At 61.0% G+C, this 19,731-nt stretch carries 16 protein-coding genes; 6 read left to right on the forward strand and 10 right to left on the reverse strand.

Features of this window, described 5'->3' with window-relative positions; genetic code table 11:
• Window positions 1-157 precede the first annotated feature (157 nt).
• Entirely contained in the window at window positions 158-2,587 is a 2,430-nt protein-coding gene (locus tag KJF94_RS01435; RefSeq protein WP_214380735.1) for a TonB-dependent siderophore receptor, read from the forward strand.
• 124 nt (window positions 2,588-2,711) lie between these two features.
• On the opposite strand, the gene KJF94_RS01440 is transcribed toward KJF94_RS01435, so the two are convergent.
• Complete coding sequence (locus KJF94_RS01440; protein ID WP_214380736.1) at window positions 2,712-3,587, reverse strand: helix-turn-helix domain-containing protein; 876 nt, start codon at window positions 3,585-3,587, stop codon at window positions 2,712-2,714.
• 277 nt (window positions 3,588-3,864) lie between these two features.
• Here KJF94_RS01440 and KJF94_RS01445 point away from each other — a divergent pair, with 277 nt between their 5' ends.
• Window positions 3,865-4,767, forward strand: a complete 903-nt coding sequence (locus KJF94_RS01445; RefSeq protein WP_214380737.1) for a DMT family transporter — start codon at window positions 3,865-3,867, stop codon at window positions 4,765-4,767.
• Window positions 4,768-4,897: 130 nt separating this feature from the next.
• Here KJF94_RS01445 and KJF94_RS01450 read toward each other — a convergent pair whose 3' ends face one another.
• Both KJF94_RS01450 and KJF94_RS01455 read right to left on the reverse strand, forming a co-directional pair.
• Entirely contained in the window at window positions 4,898-5,872 is a 975-nt protein-coding gene (locus KJF94_RS01450) for a 2-hydroxyacid dehydrogenase (RefSeq protein ID WP_214380738.1), read from the reverse strand.
• 212 nt (window positions 5,873-6,084) lie between these two features.
• Entirely contained in the window at window positions 6,085-7,053 is a 969-nt protein-coding gene (locus KJF94_RS01455) for a LysR family transcriptional regulator (protein WP_214380739.1), read from the reverse strand.
• A gap of 277 nt (window positions 7,054-7,330) precedes the next feature.
• Here KJF94_RS01455 and KJF94_RS01460 point away from each other — a divergent pair, with 277 nt between their 5' ends.
• The 4 genes from KJF94_RS01460 to KJF94_RS01475 all read left to right on the forward strand — a co-directional run bounded on the left by KJF94_RS01460 (window position 7,331) and on the right by KJF94_RS01475 (window position 12,280).
• Window positions 7,331-8,842 carry an efflux transporter outer membrane subunit gene (locus KJF94_RS01460; protein WP_214380740.1) on the forward strand — a complete coding sequence of 504 codons (1,512 nt, stop codon included), beginning with the start codon at window positions 7,331-7,333 and terminating at the stop codon, window positions 8,840-8,842.
• A gap of 181 nt (window positions 8,843-9,023) precedes the next feature.
• Window positions 9,024-11,216, forward strand: a complete 2,193-nt coding sequence (locus tag KJF94_RS01465) for an FUSC family protein (protein WP_214380741.1) — start codon at window positions 9,024-9,026, stop codon at window positions 11,214-11,216.
• A complete protein-coding gene (locus KJF94_RS01470; protein ID WP_214380742.1) occupies window positions 11,206-11,406 on the forward strand; it encodes a DUF1656 domain-containing protein in 201 nt (66 codons plus the stop codon). The genes KJF94_RS01465 and KJF94_RS01470 overlap by 11 nt, the downstream gene beginning before the upstream one ends.
• A gap of 25 nt (window positions 11,407-11,431) precedes the next feature.
• Window positions 11,432-12,280, forward strand: a complete 849-nt coding sequence (locus KJF94_RS01475) for an efflux RND transporter periplasmic adaptor subunit (RefSeq protein WP_214380743.1) — start codon at window positions 11,432-11,434, stop codon at window positions 12,278-12,280.
• 148 nt (window positions 12,281-12,428) lie between these two features.
• On the opposite strand, the gene KJF94_RS01480 is transcribed toward KJF94_RS01475, so the two are convergent.
• The 7 genes from KJF94_RS01480 to KJF94_RS01510 all read right to left on the reverse strand — a co-directional run bounded on the left by KJF94_RS01480 (window position 12,429) and on the right by KJF94_RS01510 (window position 19,577).
• Window positions 12,429-12,827 (reverse strand): DUF4440 domain-containing protein, encoded by a 399-nt coding sequence (locus KJF94_RS01480; RefSeq protein ID WP_214380744.1) that lies wholly within the window; start codon window positions 12,825-12,827, stop codon window positions 12,429-12,431.
• A gap of 138 nt (window positions 12,828-12,965) precedes the next feature.
• Window positions 12,966-13,790 (reverse strand): SDR family oxidoreductase, encoded by an 825-nt coding sequence (locus KJF94_RS01485; RefSeq protein ID WP_214380745.1) that lies wholly within the window; start codon window positions 13,788-13,790, stop codon window positions 12,966-12,968.
• A 33-nt stretch (window positions 13,791-13,823) separates the two neighbouring features.
• Window positions 13,824-14,288, reverse strand: a complete 465-nt coding sequence (locus KJF94_RS01490; protein WP_214380746.1) for a multidrug transporter — start codon at window positions 14,286-14,288, stop codon at window positions 13,824-13,826.
• Window positions 14,289-14,511: 223 nt separating this feature from the next.
• Window positions 14,512-15,963: a mannose-1-phosphate guanylyltransferase/mannose-6-phosphate isomerase gene (locus KJF94_RS01495; RefSeq protein ID WP_214380747.1), complete on the reverse strand. Its 1,452-nt coding sequence runs from the start codon at window positions 15,961-15,963 to the stop codon at window positions 14,512-14,514.
• A gap of 190 nt (window positions 15,964-16,153) precedes the next feature.
• Window positions 16,154-16,807, reverse strand: coding sequence for an alginate O-acetyltransferase AlgF (locus KJF94_RS01500; RefSeq protein ID WP_214380748.1), 654 nt, complete (start codon window positions 16,805-16,807; stop codon window positions 16,154-16,156).
• Window positions 16,808-16,824: 17 nt separating this feature from the next.
• Window positions 16,825-18,000 (reverse strand): alginate O-acetyltransferase, encoded by a 1,176-nt coding sequence (locus KJF94_RS01505; protein WP_214380749.1) that lies wholly within the window; start codon window positions 17,998-18,000, stop codon window positions 16,825-16,827.
• 11 nt (window positions 18,001-18,011) lie between these two features.
• Entirely contained in the window at window positions 18,012-19,577 is a 1,566-nt protein-coding gene (locus tag KJF94_RS01510; protein ID WP_214380750.1) for an MBOAT family O-acyltransferase, read from the reverse strand.
• Window positions 19,578-19,731 lie beyond the last annotated feature (154 nt).

The following is a 19,731-nucleotide window of genomic DNA, read 5'->3' on the forward strand; positions in this document are numbered from 1 at the left end:
AGCAAGGCTTGCCCGCGAAGGCGTCGGTTCAGACAACACATTCGTATCAATAAAATTATTTTCAAAATTTTGGTGAGGTAAACCCAAGCCCCATCCGTGTAGTGACTGAAACTGCGAGTCATTCGCATCCGTAGCGGTTCTACACAGGTCATGAGCAATGAAGTCCAGGGCAAACTCGGGTTCGGTCAAACAGTGGTTGGGTGCTTCGGCGTTGGTTGTTTCGGCATTGGCGTTGCTGCCATTGAGCGTGGCATTGGCCGCTGAGGCCGACACGACGCAGCAGCGTTCGCAGTTCAACTTTGCGATGGTCGCCAAACCGCTGCCCCAGGCCTTGAGCGACTTCAGCCGGATTACCGGCATCAGCGTGGTCTACACCGACGAAGCACCGTATGGCATTACGGCGCCGGCAGTCAGTGGGCAGATGAGCGCCGAACAGGCGATCCAGCGTTTGCTCAGCGGTTCGGGTTTGACCTTCCGTCGCACCGATGCTCACACCCTGGCGCTGGAACCGCAGCCCACCGAAGGCGCCCTGAACCTGGGCGCCACCACCATCACTTCGGTGATGGATCAAACCATGAGCTACCAGCCGCCGCCCACCAGTTCGGTGATGCGCTCGTCTGCGTTGCTCCAGGAAATCCCCCAGACCGTCAACGTGATCCCGGCCCAGGTCATTCGCGATCAGGCACCACGCAACCTCGACGATGCGCTGGCCAACGTCAGCGGCATCACTCAGGGCAACACGCTGGGCAGCACCCAGGATTCGGTGATGACCCGCGGCTTCGGCGACAACCGCAACGGTTCGATCATGCGCGACGGTATGCCGGTGGTGCAGGGCCGTGGCCTCAACGCCACGGTCGATCGAGTCGAAGTGCTCAAGGGCCCGGCCTCCTTGCTCTATGGCATCCAGGACCCGGGCGGCGTGGTCAACATGGTCAGCAAGAAGCCTGAACTGGAACAGTACAACGCGTTGACCCTGCGCGGCTCGACCTACGGCGACGGCAAAAACGGCAGCGGTGGCGGCCTCGACAGCACCGGCGCGCTCGGTGATTCCGGGCTTGCGTACCGCATGGTGCTGGACCACGAAGACGAAGATTACTGGCGCAACTTCGGTACCCACCGCGAGACGCTGGTGGCGCCATCCCTGGCCTGGTTCGGCGAAAGCACCAAGTTGTTGTTCGCCTACGAACACCGTGAATTCCTGACCCCGTTCGACCGCGGCACGCTGATCGACCCGCGTGACAACCATCCGCTGGACATCTCCCGCGATCGTCGCCTCGACGAGCCATTCAACAACATGGAAGGGCGCTCGGACCTGTATCACTTCGAGGCCGACCACGAGCTCAACGACAACTGGAAAGCTCACTTCGGCTACAGCTGGAACCGTGAAACCTACGACGCCAGCCAGGTGCGCGTCACGGCCATCAACACCGCCAAAGGCACGCTGACCCGCAGCATGGACGGCACGCAAAACGCGATCAGCACCGACCGCTTCACCACCGCCAGCCTCGAAGGCAAGGTCAATGCGCTGGGCATGCAACATGACCTGGTGTTCGGCGTCGATGACGAGTACCGCAAGATCTACCGCGAAGACCTGATCCGCCAGAAAAGCCTGACCACGTTCAGCTACCTCAACCCGGTCTATGGCCGTGAAGTCGCCGGCACTACCGTCAGCCCGGCCGACAGCGCGCAGACCGATTTGCTGCGCAGCGATTCGCTGTTCCTGCAGGACTCGATCCACCTCACTGACCAGTGGATTCTGGTGGCCGGCGGACGTTTTCAGGAGTACGACCAGTACGCCGGTAAAGGCGTGCCGTTCAAGGCCAACACCGACAGCAACGGCCAGAAGTGGGTCCCACGCGCCGGCCTGGTGTACCGCTACACCGACGCGTTGTCGTTCTACGGCAGCTACACCGAATCGTTCAAACCCAACTCGACCATCGCCCCGTTGAGCGGCAGCAGCACCGTGCTCGACGGCAGCGTTGCGCCGGAAGAAGCCAAGTCCTGGGAAGTCGGCGCCAAGCTGGATATTCCGGGCCGTGTGACGGGTAACGTCGCGCTGTTCGACATCAAGAAACGCAACGTGCTGGTGGCCAATTCCGAAGGACCGGTGACGATCTACAGCGCTGCCGGTGAAGTGCGTTCCCGTGGGCTGGAAGTGGATTTGACCGGTCAGCTCAGTGACCGCTGGAGCATGATCGGCAGCTATGCCTACACCGATGCCGAAGTGACCGAGGACCCGACCTACAAAGGCAAAAAACTGCAAAACGTCGCCAAGAACACCGGCTCGCTGTCGGCGGTCTACGACTTCGGCACCATCGTGGGTGGCGATCAGTTGCGGGTCGGCGCGGGCGCGCGGTATGTCGGTGAGCGGGCGGGTAACGCGGTGAATGATTTTGATCTGCCGAGCTACACCGTGGCTGATGCATTCGCCACCTACGACACCAAGGTCGAAGGGCAGAAGGTGAAGTTTCAGCTGAACGTGAAGAACCTGTTTGATCGCACTTACTACACGTCGGCGGCGAGCCGGTTCTTTGTGTCGATGGGGGATTCGCGGCAGGTTTCGCTGTCCAGCACATTGGAATTCTGATCAGACACCGCGTCATCGTTCATCGCGGGCAAGCCCGCTCCCACAGTGACCGTGTCGAACCCAGTTTCGCGATCGACACACAGAACCTGTGGGAGCGGGCTTGCCCGCGATGGCGGCCTATCAATCAGCGCAAAAACGCCTGCCGATACTCGCCGGGCGTCCCACCCAACGCCTGCCTGAACCGGTTGGTAAAGTGGCTCGCACTGGCAAACCCGCACGCCAACGCAATCTCCCCCAACGGCTGCGAAGTCCCGCGCAGTAATTCCCGCGCCCGGCTCAGCCGCCGCGCCAACACATATTGATGCGGCGGCAAACCAAAGCTCTCTCGGAACATCCGCGCAAAGTGATACTCCGACAGTGCACACAAACCCGCCAACTGCCCCAGGCTGATGGCTTCGGCCAACTGACTGTCGATGAACTCGACCAATTGCCGTCGCTGGTGCGCCGCCAATCCGCCCTTGAGCCGCAACCCCCCGCGCATTCCGACCTGGCTGAGCAATACGTGGCTGAGCATTTCATGGGCCAGGCTGCTGGTGAGCAGGCGTTCGCCGGGTTCATCCCAGTTGAGCGTGAGCATCTGCCGAAAGCGTCCGGCTTGCTGCGGGTCGTCGAGAAAGGTCCCTTCGCGCAATTGCAGTTCGCGAGGTTCGCGGTCCAGCAGCGTGACGCAGCCGAGGGCGAACTGTTCGGGGCTGAAATACAGATGGGCCAGGCGAATGTCGCCGTTGATCACCCAGCCTGACTGATGGTCGGCGGGCAGGATGCACAGCTTGTCCGGGCCGCCCTTGGTGCCAGGCTGGTCGCGGCGAAAGGTGCCGGTGCCACCCGCGATGTAACAGGACAAGGTGTGATGGCTCGGCGCTTCGTAGTCCTGGGCGTCGTGATGGTTGCTCCACAAGGCTGCAGCCATACCGTCACCGAGCTCGGCGCTGTGCTCGAGGCGAGCATTGGGCGAGCGGTTGAGGGCTTGAAAGACTTGCAGGGTTTCCAGTGCGGGCATGATCGGTTCTCCAACGCCTTGCATCCTACTCCGTAGCCATTGCGCTGCCAGCCTCTGCGCCGACAAAAGCGCAAGTTTATGCAAGTGCGAAAAGGTTTGGCGCAGGACACTGGTCCCCAATCACGCAACACCTTGTGGCGAGGGAGCTTGCTCCCGCTTGAGTGCGCAGCACTCACAAAACTGGTGAAACTGGCCTGGATTTTGGGGCCGCTTCGCAGCCCAGCGCGAGCAAGCTCGCTCGCCACAAAGTGAATTGCCGCCATCCGGAGCCGTAACCATGAACCTTTCGCTGTACTTGCTGACCGTGCTGATCTGGGGCACCACCTGGATTGCCCTGAAATGGCAATTGGGCGTGGTGGCCATTCCGGTGTCGATCGTTTATCGCTTCGGCCTCGCCGCGCTGGTGCTGTTCGTGCTGCTGTTGCTCAGCCGCAAGCTGCAAGTGATGAACCGTCGCGGGCACCTGATCTGCCTGGCGCAGGGGCTGTGCCTGTTTTGCATCAATTTCATGTGCTTCCTGACCGCCAGCCAGTGGATACCCAGCGGCCTGGTGGCCGTGGTGTTTTCCACCGCCACGCTGTGGAATGCCCTGAATGCGCGGGTGTTCTTCGGTCAGAAGATCGCCCGCAACGTGCTGATGGGCGGTGCACTCGGCTTGCTGGGGCTGGGCCTGTTGTTCTGGCCGGAACTGGCCGGCCACACCGCCAGCCCGGAAACCTTGCTCGGCCTGGGCCTGGCGTTGCTCGGAACACTGTGTTTCTCGGCGGGCAACATGTTGTCGAGCCTGCAGCAGAAGGCCGGTCTCAAGCCGCTGACCACCAACGCCTGGGGCATGGCCTACGGCGCGGCGATGCTGTCGGTGTGGTGCCTGGTCAAAGGCATTCCCTTCGATATGGAATGGAATGCGCGTTACATCGGCTCGCTGCTTTACCTGGTCATTCCGGGTTCGGTGATCGGTTTTACCGCCTACCTGACGCTGGTCGGGCGAATGGGGCCCGAGCGTGCAGCTTATTGCACGGTGTTGTTCCCGGTGGTGGCGCTCAATGTGTCGGCGTTTGTCGAAGGCTACCAATGGACCGCACCGGCGCTGGCCGGTCTGGTGTTGGTGATGCTGGGCAATGTGCTGGTGTTCCGTAAACCCAAGGCGCCGATGGTGCCAGGGCACGGCAAGCTGGCTTAAGAGAATACCCTGTAGGAGCGAGACCGGCTTGCCGGCGATGGACTCAAGGCCACCGCGGGGCATCTGGTTTCCCGCGTTATCGTTGACGACCATCGCCGGCAAGCCGGTCTCGCTCCCACAGGGGCCAGGGTCAGCCTTTCCAGACGTGTGGATTGACCAGATCCTGCGGCCGCTCGCCCAGAAGTGCACTGCGCAGATTGGCCAGTGCGCGGTTGGCCATGGCCTCGCGGGTTTCGTGGGTCGCCGAGCCGATATGCGGCAAGGTCACTGCGTTTTTCAGTTGATACAGCGGCGATTCGGCCAGCGGTTCTTTCTCGTAGACATCCAGCCCGGCGCCACGGATCTGATTGTTTTGCAGCGCTTCGATCAGTGCCGGTTCGTCCACCACCGGGCCACGGGCGATGTTGATCAGGATCGCACTGGGCTTCATCAACGCCAGTTCGCGGCGGCTGATCAGGTGTTTGGTCTTTTCACTGAGCGGCACCACCAGGCAGACAAAATCGGCCTCGGCCAACAGCTCATCCAGGCTGCGGAACTGCGCGCCGAGTTCTTGTTCCAGCGCGGTTTTACGGCTGTTGCCGCTGTAGATAATCGGCATGTTGAAGCCAAGCCGACCGCGACGGGCGATGGCCGCGCCGATGTTGCCCATGCCGACGATGCCCAGGGTTTTGCCATAGACATCGGTGCCGAACAGCGGCGCGCCGACGGTCGCTTGCCATTGGCCAGCCTTGGTCCAGGCGTCCAGCTCGGCAACGCGACGGGCGCTGCTCATCAGCAGGGCGAAGGCCAGGTCCGCGGTGCTTTCGGTGAGGACATCAGGCGTGTTGGTCAGCATGATCCCGCGTTCGTTGAAATAGGCGACGTCGTAGTTGTCGTAGCCGACCGACACGCTGGACACCACTTCCAGTTTGCTCGCGTTCTCCAGTTGCGCCCGGCCGAGCTTGCGACCCACGCCGATCAGGCCATGGGCGTGGGGCAGGGCTTCGTTGAATTGAGCGTTGATGTCGCCGTTTTTCGGGTTGGGCACGATGACGTCGAAGTCCTGCTTGAGGCGTTCGATCATTTCAGGCGTGATGCGGCTGAAGGCGAGGACGGTCTTTTTCATGGGAGGAGGGCTCGTCGGGCGGGGAGAATGCCAAGCACGCTAACATTCTTCCCCGCTTTTGTGCGAGTGACCCAATCAACTGGTCATACAGGATCTCCTGTAGGAGCGAGGCTTGCCCGCGAAGACTGTTTGTCAGTCAACATCAGTTGGTGAATGTCAGATCGTTTTCGCGGGCAAGCCTCGCTCCTACGCATACGACATATTTCGGGAGATCAGTTCGCCAACCTTGCCCCAGCCAGACTCCCGCTCAACTCATACGCTGCCAGTTCCGCCTGATGCGCCGCCAGAATATCCGGCAACGACCCGCGCAAATACTCGACCCAGGTCTTGATCTTCGCATCCAGGTACTGCCGCGAGGGGTAGATCGCGTACAGGTTCAGTTCCTGCGACCGGTAGTTCGGCATCACCCGCACCAGCGAGCCGTTACGCAACCCTTCAATCGCCGCATACACCGGCAACACGCCGACGCCCATGCCGCTGGTGATCGCGGTCTTCATCGCGTCCGCCGAGTTCACCAGGAACGGCGAGCTATGAATGGTGACCATTTCCTGACCTTCAGGCCCGTCGAAGGTCCACTTCTCCAGTGGAATCACCGGGCTCACCAGGCGCAGGCACGCATGGTTGAGCAAGTCGCTGGGCTTCTGCGCACAGCCGTTGGCTTTCACATACGCCGGCGAGGCGCAGACGATGCTGTAGGTGATGCCCAGCCGCTGGGACACAAAACCCGAATCCGGCAGTTCGCTGGCGAGGACGATCGACACGTCGTAGCCCTCGTCGAGCAGGTCCGGCACGCGGTTGGCCATGGTCAGGTCGAAGGTCACATCGGGGTGAGTCTTGCGATAGCGGGCGATGGCGTCGATCACGAAGTGCTGACCGATGCCGGTCATGGTGTGCACCTTGAGCTGCCCGGCAGGGCGCGCGTGGGCGTCACTGGCCTCGGCCTCGGCTTCTTCGACATAGGCCAGGATCTGCTCGCAACGCAACAGGTAGCGCTTGCCGGCCTCGGTCAGGGCGATGCGACGAGTGGTGCGGTTGAGCAGGCGGGTTTGCAGGTGGGCTTCCAGGTTGGAGACCGCGCGCGAGACGTTGGCCGTGGTGGTGTCGAGTTGCACGGCGGCGGCGGTGAAGCTACCGGCCTCGGCCACATAACTGAAGGCGCGCATGTTTTGCAAAGTGTCCATGGGGTGCTCTCGGGTGCGATGGCAAATTGTGACACAACGTTTCAGGGTCTGAGACCCCGACCAAGGGATTATCGCGTTAACGGTAACAAAGATTCACAGGAATCCCGGCTTATCGCGATCAAACCCGACCCATAGAATTACGCCGCCCCTTCGATCCTTGTAGGAGCAAAGCTTGCTCGCGAAGAACGATAACGCGTTTATACAGATAGACCGCGTCGCTCCATTCGCGGGCAAGCCTCGCTCCTACAGATCTCCCCTATTTCAGGAAATCGCAGCAGTGCCGCGTCGCATCAGCAGAGCGCTTCAGACGCTCAGTGTTTTGGCTTTAACCCTGGCAATCAGCGGCTGCATCGGAACCGGAGGTATTGCCCCGCAGGGCAAGGCACTGGAGGCCAATTCCCTGGCCACCGACGAAGCCATTCAGAGCGCCGCGCAGGATGCTCACTGGCCCACCGCGCAATGGTGGCAAGCCTACGGCGACCCGCAACTGAACCGCTGGATCGACCTTGCGCTGCAAGGCAGCCCGACCATGGCCATGGCGGCGGCGCGAGTGCGTCAAGCCAAATCCATGGCCGGCATCGCCGAATCTGCCGAGTCGCTGCAGATCAATGGCGAATCCACCCTCAAGCGCCACAACTGGCCCACCGATCAGTTCTACGGGCCGGGCGAGTTGGCCAACACGACGACCTGGGACAACAACGCTGCGCTGGGCTTCAGCTACGCCCTCGACCTTTGGGGCCGCGAAAGCAATGCCACCGAGCGTGCCGTGGACATGGCGCACATGAGCGTCGCCGAAGCGCGCCTGGCCCAGCTCGAATTGCAGAACAATATCGTGCGCGCCTACATCGAACTCTCGCTGCATTACGCGCAACGGGACATCGTCGCTGCGACCCTGAAGCAGCAACAGCAAATACTCGACCTCGCGCAAAAGCGCCTCAACGGTGGCATCGGCACGCACTTCGAAGTCAGCCAGGCCGAAACGCCGCTGCCGGAAACCCACCGCCAGCTCGATGCCCTTGATGAAGAAATAGCCCTCAGCCGCAACCAGCTCGCAGCCCTGGCAGGCAAGGGGCCGGGCGACGGCGCGCAGTTGCAGCGGCCGACGCTGGCGTTGGGCACGGCGCTGAAATTGCCGTCGTCGCTGCCTGCGCAATTGCTCGGCCAACGCCCGGACGTGGTCGCCAGTCGCTGGCAAGTCGCGGCCCAGGCGCGGGGCATTGATGTGGCTCATGCCGGTTTCTACCCCAACGTCGATCTGGTCGGCAGCCTCGGCTACATGGCCACCGGCGGCGGTGCGCTGGAGTTTTTGACCGGCAAGAAACTGAATTACAGCGTCGGCCCGGCGATCTCGCTGCCGATTTTCGACGGCGGCCGTCTGCGTGCCGAGCTGGGTGAAGCCTCCGCCGGTTATGACATTGCCGTGGCGAAGTACAACCAGACGCTGGTCAATGCGCTGAAGAACATCTCCGACCAGTTGATCCGCCGCGAGTCCATGGACAAGCAGCAAACCTTCGCCGCCGAGTCGGTCGCCACTGCGCAGAAAACCTACGACATCGCGATGATTGCCTATCAACGCGGGCTCACCGATTACCTCAACGTGCTCAACGCCCAGACGCTGTTGTTCAAGCAGCAGCAAGTCCAGCAGCAGGTTCAGGCCGCGCGGCTCAGTGCTCATGCCGAACTGGTGACGGCGCTCGGTGGTGGACTCGGTGCGGGCGACGATGTGCCGAAAGACAGCCAGACCGCTGCACCGAAAACCCCGGCCCTGCTAAAGAGCCTCTCGAATTGAACACGATTTCTCAGACTCATCCGAACATGTGGCGAGGGAGCTTGCTCCCGCTTGAGTGCGCAGCACTCACAAAAATGGCGGTGGCTGCCCGAATGTGGGGGCCGCTACGCAGCCCAGCGCGAGCAAGCTCGCTCGCCACAGGATCTCACTTGTCTCAAGTCTTTCTGCGCAGGAGGATTTCATGACCCCCTTACCCGCACCTCTGCGCTGGCTGTATTCCCTCGAATGGCGCCGGGGTTTCTTTGACTGGGCGCGCAGCGATGGCGTGACCTGGGTCTACATTTTCAAAGTGTTGTTCGCCGCATTCCTGACCCTGTGGCTGGCGATGCGCCTTGAATTGCCGCAGCCGCGCACGGCGATGATCACGGTGTTCATCGTCATGCAGCCGCAAAGCGGTCAGGTGTTCGCCAAGAGTTTCTACCGCTTTCTCGGCACGTTGACCGGGTCGGCCGTGATGGTCGCGCTGATTGCCTTGTTCGCGCAAAACACCGAACTGTTCCTCGGGTCACTGGCGATCTGGGTCGGCATCTGTTCGGCGGGCGCAGCGCGTTATCGCAACTTCCGTGCGTATGGTTTTGTCCTGGCCGGCTATACGGCGGCGATGGTCGGACTACCCGCGTTGGCGCATCCGGACGGCGCCTTCATGGCGGCGGTCTGGCGGGTGCTGGAAATCTCCCTGGGGATTCTCTGCGCCACGGTGGTCAGCGCCGCGATCCTGCCGCAAACCGCCAGCGCGGCAATGCGCAACGCCTTGTATCAACGCTTCGGCGTGTTCGCCTTGTTCGTCACCGATGGTTTGCGCGGTCGTAGCCAACAGGACACGTTCGAAGCGAGCAATGTGCGCTTCATCGCTGAGGCGGTCGGTCTGGAAGGACTGCGCAGCGTCACCGTGTTCGAAGACCCGCACATGCGTCGGCGCAACGGTCGGCTCAGTCGCCTGAACAGCGAATTCATGGGCATTACCACGCGCTTCAACGCCTTGCATCAGTTGCTTGAGCGCTTGCGCAGCAGCGGTGCCGATCACGTGGTCGCGGCCATCAACCCGGGCTTGCAGGACCTGGCCGAAGTGCTCGACGGCTTCAGCGGCCGGTCCCTGACCAGCCCCGACGCTGCACGTCTGACGACCGCGTTGACGACCTACAAGCACAACTTGCCTGCGCGAGTTCGCAGCCTGCGGGCGACCTTTCAGGAGAGCAACCCGAGCGACGCCGAGCTGCTCGATTTCCACACCGCTTACGAACTGCTCTACCGCTTTGTCGACGACCTGCACAGTTATGCACAGACCCACGCGTCCCTGGCCGATCACCGTCATGAACGAGAGCAATGGGACGAGCCGTTCACCCCGCAAACCAACTGGATGGCATCCGCCGCTTCGGGGATTCGCGCGGCGTTCATTCTGGTCGTACTCGGCAGCTATTGGGTCGCCACGGCGTGGCCGAGCGGGGCGACCATGACCCTGATTGCAGCGGCGACTGTCGGGTTGTCCGCCGCGACGCCCAATCCAAAACGCATGGCGTTTCAGATGGCCTGCGGCACGTTCCTCGGCGCGCTGATCGGCTTCGTCGAGATGTTTTTCATCTTCCCGTGGATCGACGGTTTTCCACTGCTGTGCGTGATGCTCGCGCCAGTGATCGTGCTCGGTTCGTTCCTGACCTCGCGCCCACAATACGCCGGCGTCGGCCTCGGTTTGCTGATCTTCTTCAGCACCGGTTCGGTGCCGGACAACCTCACCGTCTACAACCCTTACACCTTCATCAACGACTACATCGCCATGGTGCTCGGCATGCTGGTGTGCGCGGCGGCGGGGGCGATCATCCTGCCGCCCAACAGCCGCTGGTTGTGGCGTCGGTTGGAGCAGGATCTGCGCGGGCAAGTGGTGTACGCGATCAGCGGCAAACTCAAAGGCCTTGCCTCAAGTTTCGAAAGCCGCACGCGTGACTTGCTGCATCAGGCTTACGGTCTCGCGGCCGGCCAGCCGCGGGTGCAACGGGACTTGCTGCGCTGGATGTTCGTAGTGCTGGAAATCGGTCACGCGATCATCGAGCTGCGCAAGGAACAGGCGATTCTGCCGGTGCACCCGGCGTATGCCGAATCGCAGCCGTGGCGCCAGGCGATCCGCGTGATGGGCCGCTCGCTGGTGCGGCTTTTTCTGCAACCGAGCCAGAGCAATCTGGAACGCGGGCTGATCGCGGTGGACCATGCGATCAGCCGCGTGCAAGCCACCGACGAACCTTTCGCCCCGCATTTCGACACCTCCGCATTGCGCCGGGTAAAGAGTTACCTGCACTTCATCCGCACCTCGTTGCTCGACCCGCAATCACCGCTCGCCGCTTACGTGACCAGCCCGCCTCAAGGACTTGAACATGCCTCGTGAAATCGCCTTCCACGGCGTTTACATGCCGACCATGACGCTGATGTTTTTCATCGCCGCGGCACTGGCCTGGGCGCTGGACCGGTTTCTGTCCGGGGTCGACCTGTACCGTTTTTTCTGGCACCCGGCGCTGCTGCGCCTGAGCCTGTTTACCTGTCTGTTCGGCGCCCTGGCGCTGACTGTCTACCGTTGACTCTCTATCACTGAAGAAGGCCCTGATGAAAAAGCTTTTCAGCCTGCTCGCGACCTTGCTGGTGCTGGCCCTCGCGCTATGGATCGGCCGGACCCTGTGGGTGCATTACATGGACACGCCATGGACCCGCGACGGCCGGGTGCGCGCCGACATCATCAACGTCGCCGCCGACGTCACCGGTGAAGTGGTGGAGGTGCCGGTGCGCGATAATCAGCTGGTAAAGAAGGGCGATTTGCTGATGCAGATCGATCCCGAACACTACCGCATCGCAGTCAAACAGGCACAGGCAATGGTGGCTTCACGCAAGTCGACCTGGGAGATGCGCAAGGTCAACGCCCACCGTCGCGCCGACATGGATGCCCTTGTGATTTCCAGGGAAAACCGCGACGACGCCAGTAACATCGCGGACTCGGCCCTCGCCGATTACCAGCATGCGCAAGCGCAACTGGAAGCGGCCGAACTGAACCTCAAACGCACCGAAGTGCGGGCGGCGGTGGACGGTTATGTGACCAACCTCAACGTCCATCGTGGCGACTACGCACGCATCGGCGAAGCGAAAATGGCCGTGGTCGACATGAACTCGTTCTGGGTCTATGGCTTCTTTGAGGAAACCAAATTGCCGCACGTGCGAGTGGGCGATAAGGCCGACATGCAACTGATGAGCGGCGAAGTGCTCAAGGGGCATGTGGAAAGCATCTCGCGTGGCATTTATGACCGTGACAATCCGGAAAGTCGTGAGCTGATCGCCGATGTGAACCCGACTTTCAACTGGGTGCGCCTGGCACAGCGCGTGCCGGTGCGGATTCACATTGATGAAGTGCCGGAGGGGGTGCTGTTGGCGGCGGGGATTACTTGTACGGTGGTGGTTAACTGACTGTTGGACCGAGTCGCCTGCATTCGCGAGCAGGCTCGCTCCCACAGGGGATTTGTGTCGTTTGCCTAATTGGCGTGCGATTCGGTCAATGTGGGAGCGAGCCTGCTCGCGATGCAGCGACTCGGTCCATCAGGCATGCCGCGACATGTCACTCCTTGCAAAAGGTCTCATGCAAATGCCGCCAAAGCACCTTGCCATCGGCCTGTTTCTCGAACACCACGGTCGAGCGGCGATCGGAGTGCAGGCCGGTGGCATCGGTTTGTTGCTCGCGGTAACTCACGGTTGCACCGCCGTCATGTAACGCGAGGCCACGCAACTCGCTCAGCTCAATCCGGAACCCGAGTTTCTTGCCGCCCGCCAGCATGAACAACTCGTTCAACGCCGCAAAATCCAGCACCCGGCCCAACGGCGAAACCATGGAAAACTGTGGCGAAAAACGTGACAGCAGGTGTTCAAGTTCGCTGGCGTCCCGTTCTTCGGCCAGCCATTGTTCGATGGCGATGTGGGCCTGGATCACTTCGTCGAAGTATTGGGTGTAATCGGTCATATCAATTCCTGAAAAATCTGCAGAGCCTGTTCTGGCGCCTTCGCGGGCAAGCCTTGCTCCTACAGGTCATGCGTAAATTTTGAAATCGCGCAAAACCTGTAGGAGCAAGGCTTGCCCGCGAAGAACGATAACGCGGTCTCAGAGCTGCCCGCTCAACCCGAACCGCTTCATCAACCCCGACTCCAGCAACCCCTTGGGCAACAACCCCGCCATCAGCGGCAACGCCCGGCTGCCATTGCCCAAGCGAACCAGCCGCGGTGGCTTGTTCTGCTGCACAGCCTTGAGCAAACCGACAGCAAACTCACTGGCTGGAGTCGGGTTGTCCTGAGACGCCTTGGCCCGCGCCCGAATGCCTTCTCGAAGTGGAAACCACGGCGACTGCTCGCTGATCGACTGCTCGGCCTCAGCCCCTGCATTTTTGGCAAAACTGGAGGCAATTGCCCCCGGCTGCACCTCCATCACCCGTACGCCAAACGGCGCCAGTTCCATGCGCAACGCATCGCTCAAGGCATGCACTGCTGCTTTCGACGCGCAATACGCGCCGGCAAACGGTGTGACCAACACGCCGGACACACTGCCGATGTTCACCACGATTCCTTTGCCCCGGCGCAACACCGGAAACAGCGCGCGCGTCACGCCGACGATGGAAAATACGTTGGTTTCGAACTGGCGTTGCATGGCCGGTACACCACCGTCCAGCAGCGGCCCCATCGCGCCATAACCGGCGTTGTTGATCAGTACATCGAGGCCGCCATGTCGTTGATTGATCTGGTCACTCAACTGTTCGAGCGCCGCACCATCATTGACGTCCAGTTGCACGGCGGTGAAACCGGCCGCCGCCAGAACCACCACATCTTCAGCCTTGCGGGCGCTGGCCCAGACTTCATAACCAGCCGATTTGAACGTGTCGGCGAGGGCGCGGCCAATGCCGCTGGAACAACCGGTAATCAACGCAATGGGCATGGCGCGTTCCTTGTGCAGAAGAAAGAAAAGGGCTCAGTCGGAGAAACTACCCTGTAAACGCTCGGCGCGAAACTCCAGGGTTTGCGGGCGATAGCCGGGACGCAGTGGCGGCATGGGCAAACAGTCTTCCCAATTCGCCCCGGCCTGCAATTCGCCGGGGCCGCGATAGCGTGGTGCGGTGTATTGATTGTCGGCCAGATTGACCGTATCGCCCGGTGCGTACGCGGCGATGCGCCAACGCAACTCGGTCAGCGGCACATCGTTGCGATTGTTCATTTTCAGCTGCAAGGGGCGATCCGCCGGGCACTGCTCCGGCGCGTAAGTGATGCGCAACTCAAGGCGTGCCAGTTGCTTGACCTCGCGGTTGTCCATCCAGATCACCCAGGTAGCTACCACGCCCAATCCAATGGCGGCCGCGACCGAGACGGGCAAGGCTTTGGCCGGGTAACGCAGCAACAGGATCAGCCAGGTGATGACCAGCAGGACGCCGATGAACATGACGCGAAACCTCGGGAGGGGAAGAGGTCATCCTACCTAAGCGTGGGTGAGGTTGGCGATGGGCTTGATGGTTGTAGTGGATGTGACGGCCTCATCGCGAGCAAGCCCGCGATGGGGCCCGCCGAGGCAACACAAAACACTCAGACAAAAAAAGCCCCCGCCCAACCCGCTGCGGATAGGGAAACGCAGCGGGCTGGACGGGGGCTTTCGTTTTACTGAATGCTTACTGCGCGATGGTCTTCACCGAAACTCCACGCTCGACCGGCGTAGACCGACCATAGATATCTTCAAACCGCTCGATATCGTCCTCACCCAGATAGCTGCCCGACTGCACTTCGATGATCTCGAGTGGGATCTTGCCCGGGTTGCGCAAACGGTGAACCGAAGCGATCGGAATGTAAGTCGACTGGTTCTCACACAGCAGGAACACGTTTTCGTCGCAGGTCACTTCCGCCGTGCCGCTGACCACGATCCAGTGTTCGGCGCGGTGGTGGTGCATTTGCAGGGACAGGCACGCGCCCGGTTTGACCGAGATGTGCTTGACCTGGAAACGGCCGCCCATGTCGACCGAGTCGTAGGAGCCCCACGGACGATAGACTTCGCAGTGGTTCTGGGTTTCGGTGCGACCCTGTTCGTTGAGGGTGTTGACCATCTGTTTCACGCCTTGGACCGAGTCCTTGTGCGCGATCATCATGGCGTCCTTGGTTTCGACGACCACGATGTTTTCCAGGCCGATCACCGACACCAGTTTGCCGTTGCCGTGGATCATGCAGTTTTTGCTGTCCTGAATGACCACGTCGCCTTTGGTGACGTTGCCGTTGATGTCTTTGTCATTCACTTCCCACAGCGACGCCCAGCAACCGACATCGCTCCAGCCTGCAGTGAGTGGTACGACGCAGGCGCGCTGGGTTTTTTCCATGACCGAGTAATCGATGGAGTTGTCCGGGCAGCAAGCGAAGGTGGCTTCGTCGATAGTGACGGTATCGGCGTCCTGTTCGCTGCGCTCAAGGGTCAGCAGGCAGGTGTCGTAGATGTCCGGATCGTGCTTTTTCAGCTCTTCGAGGAAGCGGCTGGCGCGGAACAGGAACATGCCGCTGTTCCAGAAGTAACCGCCGGACTGGACGAACTCGGTGGCGCGTTTGACGTCCGGTTTTTCGACGAAGTGCGAGACGCGGCTGACACCTTCGGGCAGCAGCGAGTCATTGGTGGACTTGATGTAGCCGTAACCGGTTTCCGGTTTGGTGGCCGGAACGCCGAACAGCACCATTTCGCCGTTTTCGGCGGCAACGGTGGCCAGGGCCAGGGCGCGTTGCAGGGCTTTCTGGTCTTCCAGTACGTGGTCGGCCGGCAGCACCAGCATCAGCTCGTCGCGACCTTCGTTGATCAGCATCATCGCGGTCAGGGCCACGGCCGGCGCGGTGTTGCGGCCGAACGGTTCCATCAGGATGCGCTGGGTTTCCAGCTTACGGTTGCTCAGTTGCTCGTTGACGATGAAGCGGTGGTCTTTGTTGCAGACCACGATCGGGGTGTCCATGCCTTCGAACACCAGGCGTTCCAGGGTTTGCTGGAACAGCGTGTGTTCGCCGGTCAGGGCGAGGAATTGCTTGGGGAACTGCTTACGGGAAAGCGGCCAAAGACGTGAGCCACTACCACCTGACAAGATCACCGGAATCATGTTGTTACTCCTTGAAAATCGTATGGGTCAGAGCTACTGCGTTCTGTCGTTTCACTCTTGTTCTTATTCCGTAGCCCGACTGACACCTCGATCCCTTGTAGGAGCATGGCTTGCCAGCGAAGGCGGTCTCTAGGGCCTCTTCGCCGGCAAGCCGTGCTCCTACAGAGCGTGGGTCAGTCAGGCAAATTGATTAGCGCGTCGAAACCGGGCGTTTTACCCAGACTGGCGACAGGCTGCTGCCGTTGCCGGTGACGTACAGCACCGCCGCTTCACCGCGTTCCAGGGCAACCGGCTTCACGTCGCCCACTTTCGTGGCGCCATCGTATAGGGCCAGGCTGACTTTGACCGGGTTGATTTCACGCTCGCCACGGCCCTTGGCGGCCACGGATGGCACCACTTCAGTCTTGCCGTCAGCGGTTTTCAGGGTCAGGGCCTTGTCGCTCAGGTTCTGTACGCGAACCAGGGATTTCTGCTTGTTCTTGAACGGCGGCTCTTCGATCAGTTGCGGCGCGCCGCTGGCGTTGTTGACCAGGGTGTAATAGTGGTCGCCGGCCAGTTTCACCGGCAGGGTCTGGCTGCCGACCTTGGCGCTGTAGTCTCCGCCCGGCATGAAGCTGAAGTCAGTGCTGGACAGAGGCGCGACTTCGGCCAGGTTGGTGCTACCGACGGTGGCGCTGACTTCAGCATTACCGGCGTTGTAGACACGCACGAAGCTCGAACCTTTTGGTGCAGTCGGGCCATAGAGTGCGGCGTCGCCAGCGAAGGCGGACATCGACAACACGCTCATGCCAGCAACAAGTGCAAAGGTCTTGGCGAGACGGCGAGGAGTAGTAGTGAAAGTCATGGTAGTACCTCTCTCTTTCAGTTTTGCGCCCGGTCGGGCGTCTCGGATTTAGTGTTTGCGGCTACGTTTTGTTGGCGGGCGCCGGCTTCTTTGAGCTCTGCGACCCACTGTGGGTCGGCGTCGCCGATTTCGTTGTTCACAGGCAGATAACGTTCAGGAAACTCCCAGATCAGCACCTGTGGCGGGCTGTTCTTGAAAGCATCGCTTTTCAGGTAGCTGAGCATCGGCAGAATCGGGCCGTGGCCGTCTTCGGCGTAATTGACCACGTCGCTGTGCAGTGCTTCTTTCAGCGCGCCGACGAAGTTCCAGTTCGGGTTGGCGCTGTAGCTGGTGCCGATCAGGGCCACCGGCACTTCGGTGTTGGCGAACAGCGCGTCATCACCGCCAGCCTGATCGTCAGCGACCACGGTGTTGCGTTTCTGCAACGGTTCGGTCGCCGGCATCAGGTTTTCGAACAGCGGATCGAGCGGCAGGAACAAGCGCAGGTCACCCTTGTGGGTCACTGTCTCTGCCGGCTCGGTGACGAAGCGCTGTGGCTCGCCGCTGAGCGGGGCTTTTTCGGCGATGGTCTTGGCCAGGGTCTCGGCGGCGATTTGCGCGCCTTCCGGGGTCCAGTGGGTGTCGGTACGCAGGAACACTTGCTGACCGTCGAGCTTGGCCTTCAGCAGCGGGCCGTACAGGTCGGGCGCGAGGATCTTGTTGGCCGCCACACGGGCGTGGAAGTCCTCATAGAGGTTGGCGTGAATGCTCGAAGGCTTCACGTCGCCCAGGTGTTCCGGGTACAGGCGCGTCTTGGCCGGCACGATCGCCATCACCAGTTTCACGCCTTTGGCTTTCAGTTCCTGGCGCACGCCTTCGACCAGCGCGTAGTTGCCTTGCAGGTTCAGCTCTTCGTTGACGATCGGGTTGAATTCTTCATCGCTGTACAACCACTGGTCTTGACCGAGCACGACGCCCGGACGACCTTCGTTGAACAGTTTGAAATCCAGCGCGGCCCAGAGGTTGGTGCCCAGACGCTTGATCGGAAATTCGTCGTCATAGTGCGTCTCTACGGCTTTGCTCCAGCGGCCGTTGAGCACGGTGGTTTCGGCGCTGGTGTTGAAACCGAGGAAACTGCGCGTGGACCACACGCCCAGCACCAGCAAGGTCAGCAGGAACAAGCCGATGTAGAGAATGCGTAATGAGCGGGTCATAGTCAGATCCCTCAGAACTGGAAGTAAAGGAACGGCGAGAAGCTTTGCGCCGAGAGTTTGAAAATCGAGGCGATGAACAACACCAGTACCAGCGTGCGCATCACGTAACGCGACCAGTCCGCCGTCCAGTAGGCCGGTTGCACGGTGGCTTCAACGCCAACGGTGTAACCCGGTTCGTGGATGCTGGCCGGGTTGTCGCCCGGTACGGCTTTGATCATTCCAGGCGTCGCAGTGGCAGGGCCGTCGGCCTCGACGTTGACGACCGGTTTGGTCTTGACCGGTGGCAGGTTGCTGTAGAAATCACGAATGCCGAAGAACGCCAGGGTCATGTAAGCCACTACCAGGGTCGCGACTTGCAGACCGGTGAGGCTGGCCTGGTTGAGTTCCGACAGCGACCATTCGCCGAAGCTGAACATCGCGCCGTACATACGGCCGGCGACGTGCAGGTTTTCCGAGCGGAAGATCACCCAGCCCATGACAACGAGCAGGAACGTCAGCGCCCAGCGGATCGGGTTGATGCTGCGCGGCGAGGTGTTAAGGCCCAGGGCTTTTTCAATTGCCAGCCACATGCCGTGCCACGCACCCCACACGATGTAGGTGATGTTCGCGCCGTGCCACAGACCACCGAGCAGCATGGTCAGGAACAGGTTGCGATAGGTCATCAGCGTGCCTTTGCGGTTACCGCCCAGCGTGATGTACAGGTAGTCACGCAGCCAGGTGGACAGGCTGATGTGCCAGCGACGCCAGAACTCGGTGATCGACTGACTGATGTACGGCTGCTTGAAGTTTTCCATGAAGCGGAAACCCATCATCAGGCCCAGGCCGATGGCCATGTCGCTGTAACCGGAGAAGTCGAAGTACAGCTGCGCGGTGTAGGCGAGGGCGCCGAGCCACGCGTCGCCTGTGGTCGGGTTCTGCAAGGCGAAGCAATGGTCGGCCACCACCGCGAGGGTGTCGGCGATGAAGACTTTCTTGATGAAACCCTGCATGAACCGCGTGGCACCTTCGGAGAACTTGTCGAGGGTGTGGGTGCGGTTGTTGAACTGGTCGGCGAGGTCGCGGAAACGCAAGACCGGACCGGCAATCAGGTGCGGGAAGATCGCCACGAACGCTGCAAAGTCGATCAGGTTGCGCGTTGCCGGGGTGTCACCGCGGTAGACGTCGATGATGTAGCTGATGGATTCGAAGATGTAGAACGAGATCCCGATCGGCAACAGCACGTGGGTCAGGATGAACGGCGACAGACCGACCGAGGTCATCATCGCGTTGATGCTGTCGACGCCGAAGTTGGCGTACTTGAAGTAGCCGAGAATGCACAGGTCGACGGCCACGCCGAGCAGCAGCCAGCGCTGGGCCGGTTTGGTCCGAACGCCTGCGGCGCCGACTTTGAGGCCGATCCAGTAGTTCCACAGCGTGACGGCGGCGAACAGCGCGAGGAAGTCCACGCGCCACCAGGCATAGAACACATAGCTGGCGATCAGCAGCAGCAGGTTGCGATAGCGTATTCCGCTCAAGTAGTACATGCCGAGAAAGATCGGCAGGAACAAAAACAGGAACACGTTGGATGAAAATACCATCCCGGTCTCTCCATGTTTAACCAACAGTCAAGGGCCGCAGCCCCCCCAAACCCCCCCACGAAAAACCGGGGGGTTGTATTGCATGCTGCGCACTTACCTGTGGCGAGGGAGCTTGCTCCCGCTGGGGTGCGAAGCGCCCCTAAACCTGATGACG

Source organism: Pseudomonas hormoni (genome assembly GCF_018502625.1).
Taxonomy (GTDB): domain Bacteria; phylum Pseudomonadota; class Gammaproteobacteria; order Pseudomonadales; family Pseudomonadaceae; genus Aquipseudomonas; species Aquipseudomonas hormoni.

Excerpts from the sequence above, each read along its gene's own strand:
- KJF94_RS01435 (WP_214380735.1), top strand. The coding sequence starts at position 158 with ATGAAGTCCAGGGCAAACTCGGGTTCGGTCAAACAGTGGTTGGGTGCT.
- KJF94_RS01440 (WP_214380736.1), bottom strand. The coding sequence starts at position 3,587 with ATGCCCGCACTGGAAACCCTGCAAGTCTTTCAAGCCCTCAACCGCTCG.
- KJF94_RS01445 (WP_214380737.1), top strand. The coding sequence starts at position 3,865 with ATGAACCTTTCGCTGTACTTGCTGACCGTGCTGATCTGGGGCACCACC.
- KJF94_RS01450 (WP_214380738.1), bottom strand. The coding sequence starts at position 5,872 with ATGAAAAAGACCGTCCTCGCCTTCAGCCGCATCACGCCTGAAATGATC.
- KJF94_RS01455 (WP_214380739.1), bottom strand. The coding sequence starts at position 7,053 with ATGGACACTTTGCAAAACATGCGCGCCTTCAGTTATGTGGCCGAGGCC.
- KJF94_RS01465 (WP_214380741.1), top strand. The coding sequence starts at position 9,024 with ATGACCCCCTTACCCGCACCTCTGCGCTGGCTGTATTCCCTCGAATGG.
- KJF94_RS01470 (WP_214380742.1), top strand. The coding sequence starts at position 11,206 with ATGCCTCGTGAAATCGCCTTCCACGGCGTTTACATGCCGACCATGACG.
- KJF94_RS01475 (WP_214380743.1), top strand. The coding sequence starts at position 11,432 with ATGAAAAAGCTTTTCAGCCTGCTCGCGACCTTGCTGGTGCTGGCCCTC.
- KJF94_RS01480 (WP_214380744.1), bottom strand. The coding sequence starts at position 12,827 with ATGACCGATTACACCCAATACTTCGACGAAGTGATCCAGGCCCACATC.
- KJF94_RS01485 (WP_214380745.1), bottom strand. The coding sequence starts at position 13,790 with ATGCCCATTGCGTTGATTACCGGTTGTTCCAGCGGCATTGGCCGCGCC.
- KJF94_RS01490 (WP_214380746.1), bottom strand. The coding sequence starts at position 14,288 with ATGTTCATCGGCGTCCTGCTGGTCATCACCTGGCTGATCCTGTTGCTG.
- KJF94_RS01495 (WP_214380747.1), bottom strand. The coding sequence starts at position 15,963 with ATGATTCCGGTGATCTTGTCAGGTGGTAGTGGCTCACGTCTTTGGCCG.
- KJF94_RS01500 (WP_214380748.1), bottom strand. The coding sequence starts at position 16,807 with ATGACTTTCACTACTACTCCTCGCCGTCTCGCCAAGACCTTTGCACTT.
- KJF94_RS01505 (WP_214380749.1), bottom strand. The coding sequence starts at position 18,000 with ATGACCCGCTCATTACGCATTCTCTACATCGGCTTGTTCCTGCTGACC.
- KJF94_RS01510 (WP_214380750.1), bottom strand. The coding sequence starts at position 19,577 with ATGGTATTTTCATCCAACGTGTTCCTGTTTTTGTTCCTGCCGATCTTT.